The organism is Parasphingomonas halimpatiens, assembly GCF_036663795.1.
GTDB lineage: Bacteria > Pseudomonadota > Alphaproteobacteria > Sphingomonadales > Sphingomonadaceae > Sphingomonas.
Genome location: NZ_JAXOJP010000078.1, coordinates 1 through 5,230 on the forward strand (window position 1 = coordinate 1; position 5,230 = coordinate 5,230).

General features: G+C 53.6%; 3 protein-coding genes. All 3 read right to left on the minus strand.

The window, feature by feature from the left end:
* Nucleotides 1-445: 445 nt before the first annotated feature.
* The gene (locus tag U1839_RS26625; protein ID WP_332806580.1) at nt 446-781 is read right to left on the minus strand and encodes a hypothetical protein; all 336 of its coding nucleotides are present in this window, start codon (nt 779-781) and stop codon (nt 446-448) included.
* Between the two features lie 149 nt (nt 782-930).
* Entirely contained in the window at nt 931-3,558 is a 2,628-nt protein-coding gene (locus tag U1839_RS26630; protein ID WP_332806581.1) for an RHS repeat domain-containing protein, read from the minus strand.
* Nucleotides 3,549-4,874, minus strand: coding sequence for a hypothetical protein (locus tag U1839_RS26635; protein WP_332806582.1), 1,326 nt, complete (start codon nt 4,872-4,874; stop codon nt 3,549-3,551). The genes U1839_RS26630 and U1839_RS26635 overlap by 10 nt, the downstream gene beginning before the upstream one ends.
* Between the last annotated feature and the right edge of the window lie 356 nt (nt 4,875-5,230).

Here is a 5,230-nt window from a genome sequence, read left to right on the forward strand (position 1 = left end):
GGGCTGTGGTTCCGGCGTGTTCGCTTCGTCATACGATCTCCTGTTCGGCAGCCAAGCTGGCCGCGTTCAGGCAGAAACTCCACTTTGCAGCCTGTCCAGATTTACCGAGCCACCTCTGGCGATGCGTTTCCAACTTAACAGGTCCGGAGCAGGTCGGCGGAACAGGTCCGAACAGGTCCTGTTCCGGGCGATAACAGGTGCGTCGTCGCCAACCTGTGCGGGCGACGATTTTCGCATGACAGACGATGAGAAGGAGCGACGCGCTGAGGCGCGAGCTTCGGCGGGTAGCAGGGTGTGGCGCGGGGGTGAATCACGACGCGGCGGACGCGGGCGCGTGATTTTGGGGTTGGGCGCAAATGCGCGGGCGCTCAGCTTAGAGATAAATGCAGTGCCGCCGGAATGCCGTAAGATCGCAACAATCAAATACGGAACATAAATAATTATATCATTTTATAAGCCCGTCAAATCGACCAAAATAATTCCTCTGCCCTAAAAGATTTACAGCATATTTTTTGCCGTTTTCACCAATGCCAATTTTACCTTTTTTTACGCTATTGATGAAAATGCGATCAAAAAAACTCCTTGCACGATCACTCAATTCATTTTTTAGCCTTGCAAAAGTAAACCCGTCTCTTGGTGAGTAAAAACCAACAACTAAATCAACATTTATGGAAAAATATACTGCCATTCCAACATATTCATCTTTAATTATATTAAAAATATTATGAATTTCCGACTCGATTAAAATTACTTCTTTAATTGTCGGGAAATACAAAAACACAATATAGCTCTTATTAAAATTAAGCAATCTGGCAAGCGCGAATTTCATATAAAACACGTCAGGCATAAATACATCACATCCTTGATATGAAGTATCGCAGAAATTTACAGAAACCATCGGATCTACGAGGTTTTGTATATCAATATTTATCAAAACGTGTCCTCTCTAACCTTTATTCCTTGCCGGCCTTTTGGGCTCGATATTACAATAGACGGGGCACCCGTGGTAGAAGATTCAGGATATCCCGTGGCGCGACTACCATCAGGGAATACAACAGTTGGATTGCCGTCTTTAGTCTTACCGGGCCTAACTCCTGCGGCTCCCGCCGCGCTGCCGATCACGTCCGAGACGCTCCTACCATCCCCCCTGTGATCTATCACTCCGTTTTCATTCGGCGTCCCGCCACCAATAATCACATCCTTTCCATCTTTAGCCCGCTCACCCGGCGTTCTATTATCAGGCTGATCCGAGGGCGAATCAGAAGGCTCGGCCCGAAGTATACCCCGCAAGCGGTCTGCCAGCGTGTGCCCGATTTCGCCGGCCGCGTGGCGGCAGGCCTCCCAAATTGCACACCCTCCAGCGACAATGATACCACCGCAAACGAACGGTCCTCCAGCACAAGCTGAAATAATAATCGGGACGGGCGGAACTAATTGAGTTCCAGTTGGGTCTTTTCCATTAAAAGGGTCGTTGCCAACATACGCGTAGAGATTATTCTGATCCTTATACCCAATCGGATCGGTCTGCATAAACCGACCAAGCCGCGACGAGTACATCCGCGCCTTGTAATAATAGAAGCCCAGCGCCGGCAGATACGCCTGGCCGGTATATTGAAACCGCCCGTCATTGCCGGACGCCGGCACACCATATTCGTCATAGCTGTCGATCGTGCGCAGCGTGCCGTCGGCGTTGGCGATCGATATGATCGAGCCCTGCGTGTCGGTCTGAAGGCTGCGCCGATCGGTCAGGCCCGAGCCTTCATACCATAGAAACGGATCATCATCGCCATTGCCGTGGACATAGCGCCGCAAGATGTTGCCCTGGCCATCATATTCCAGCGTCAGCTGATCGCCGTCATAGACGAACTTCACCACCGTGTTGTCGGGCGAGGTCATGCGCCACAGCTTGCCGGCGGGATCATAATCGAGCGTCACGCCGGTGCTCGCGGCGATCAGGCGGTTTTCGGCGTCATAGCTGTAGGTGGTGCCGCCATTGGAGGTGAGGTTGCCATTGGCATCATAGGCGAGCGTCGCCCCCTCCGCAGCGGTATATTGATTCAGCCCGTTGACCGCGTAGTTCTTGGTGGCGGCGGCGTAGCCGGCAAAGGCGTAGAGATTATTGTCGCGGTCGGCCTGGATGATCTGGCTGGCGGGGTTATAGCCAAACTCCCGATTCACATCATATGTGGTGCCGGACAGATTATCGCTCAGCTTCCAAAGCCGCGATACGCCGTCATAGGTATATGTCGTCGCCACGGCACCGCGCGTGATACCGGTGGAGCGACCGATCGGATCGTAACCGACCGCCACGACCTGCGTCGTGCCGTTCTCCTGAATCGCGGTCACCCGATCGAGATTATCGTAGATGTAGCGGATGATCACACCGTCTGGGTGGCCGATATTCTTGCGCGCGCCATCCTGGTTATAGTTGTAAATGAAGGTCCGCGCCGTGCCGTCCATGTTGCTCGACGCGGTCATCACGCGGCCGAAACCGTCATAGGTGCTGGTCAGCCCGGGGCCGGTGGCGGTGCCGAACTTCGCGGTCAGTTGCAGCCCGCGCAGATCATAGCTGTAACACACGTCGTTGCTGTCGCTGGCGAGATTGTAGCAGTTGGCAGTAGCGGTCGCGTTCGGGCCGTTGGCCGGGTCGGGATCGCGCTTCTGCAAGACCCTGTTCAACGCGTCATAGGTGTAGCCAATGACGCTGCCGTCGCGCTTGCGCAGCGTCAGGCGGTTTCCGTTGTCGTCGTAGGAATATTCTTCGTAATCTGTCCCACTCACCGCCCCGACACTGACCTTGTCGGGAAAGTTCCAGCGGACCTGCCGATCGTAGGCGTCATAGGTCATGGTCGCCTTGTTGCCATTGGCATCGACCATCGACTTCTGCTTGCCGTTGGCGGTGTATTCGTAGGTGGCGTAATCCTGCTGCAAGGTCTGCGGGAAGCCGTTTGCGACCGTTACGCCAAAAGCCTTTTGCACCTTCAGGAGCTGGCCCGCGATGTCGTAGACATTGTGGGTAATCCGGTCCGGGCCGTTGTTTCCTTGCGTCGTGAAATAGCAGGCGGACGGCGGCAAGGCGTGGAAATAGGTCGGATTCATGCGAACGGCCGTACAGTCCAGTCGATGTAGCGCGTCGTAGCTATACTGGGTCAGCGCGGCCTTGGTGCCGTCAGTCGCGATCAAGGTCTCGGTAAGTTTCTGATCGAACTGATCATAGGTCATCACCTTTGATTGGTAGACGGTAAAGCCGGTCCAGTTGGCCGGAGCAACGAGCTCAGACTGCCAGTTGGAAAGCGCCCCTTGCTCGACCAAGATTAGCCGGCCACCCGCATCATAACTGTTGCGCGTCGCCGCATAGCTCGGCGTGCCCGTACCCGGATCGGGTGCGATCGTGCCGGTGACCCGACCCATCAAATCGTAGCGCGTCGCGGAAGTGAACGGCGTGGCGGCACTTTGCGCCGTCGCGGGCGTCGCCAGACCAAGGCCGATCGCGCAAACTGCGGCGAAGACGAAAGCTATAGCACGCATCGTGCGATTTCCCCTGTCCATCACGGACATACCGCGAGATTGGCCCGCGGGCTGGTCTCTGAAATGCGACGACCATTGGCATCATTACCGTAGCAGGTGCGCAAGGTGACGCCGTCCGCCGTCACGGCCTTGCCGCGCAAAAAGAGATTGTTCGGGCCGCCGTCGGGTCCGTATTCATAGGTCGTGCGGACTTCGTCGTTGCCGGCGCATGGTGCCGACGCATTGCCGGTCGCGGCGCTGGCGCGACAGAAGCTCTCGCTGTCGGGCAACCAGATCGGCGAAGCAGCGTGGACATAGCCACCGCTGCTGTTCAGGATCCATGCGTAGCGCTGGACGTAGCCATAACGCGTCTGTGGTCGTACACCGTTCGCATCGGCAGGACCCGTCTGGGTCAGCACACCGCCGTGATCGGGACTGTAGGTGTAATCGGTCTGGTTGTTCTTCGCGTCGCGGGTCCAGGTCGGCTTGTTGCAGGTCAACAAGTTGGCGCACGTCGTGGTGTAGTTCGCGGTCGTTACAATGTCTGGAACGCCGGAACCCGGCTTCGCAAAAACGCGCATTTCCGCGCGATTGCCACGAGGACCGCCTACATAACTGACGCCGTTTCCTTCCGGCGTGGTGTATCCCGTCGGCGCGAGATTGCCATCAAAATGCCATTCGCGAAGCAGTTCATCGCGATAAAGCTGGATGATACCTGTCCCGGAATCTCCGAAGCCTGATCGCCCGTGCCCGGCGGGATCAAATACATTCGTAAAGACTCCTGAAGACCCCTGATGTTCGTAATCATCCGCAGTATGCTCGTATGTCCAAGTACTTATTCCATCATTTACACTCGAAACAAAATTATTTGGGGCATTTCCTTCACTACCAGCAAAATTGAAATACGTGTAATTTCTAATAGAGTTAGCGACATTCAGCCGCCTATAATTTTTAACCTGAGTTCCACTGTAATAATCTTCTAAGTTTATCTCTACACCACTCCCGTCTGCGCGAGTAATGGTTGTAATTGCAGAAAATGGTGACGTAGATACAACGCCTCCCGATATTGTAGACATCGCCTGAAGAGACAACACATTTGCACAGTCAATCCCTGCAGTCTCGTCACAAAAAATATATGCCTTATTATAATATGTAAATTTCTGCGGATATAATGAACTAATCTGTATACCGTATCCACGATACGAAACAATAAATTTCAATACGCCACCATATATGTAGTATGTCCACATCTCACCATTTGCAAATATCTCGGCAATTGGCTCGCGCGACGATGGATCCATCAATAGCTTGTTGCCGTTTTTATCACTATAGGAGTAATTTCCAGGAGAGCATGTCAGAGATCCCACATCACCCTCGAGCGACCAAACTGTTTCACTGCAATATCCATGGTACAAATAAAATCTCGACGACCCTGTAGGCGACTTAATCCATGAGTAATAATCATCGCCAATAGTTTCACCTGTCTTATAAGTGCTTAATTGGCAACATCCTTCGGGCGGACCCGGCGATGTAATTTCATAAGATAACGTTAGCGGATTCCCTGGATCGCCTCCAGAAACTAGCGGTTCTGACTTTCTCAGGACCCCTCTTAGAGCCTGATTCAAAAGTTTCTCAACTGATTGAGACTCTTGCGATTCTGCGGGTGATCATGCGGATGCTGGCGATGGTTGCCCATGCGGTCGAGCTTTCGATGGATCGTTCC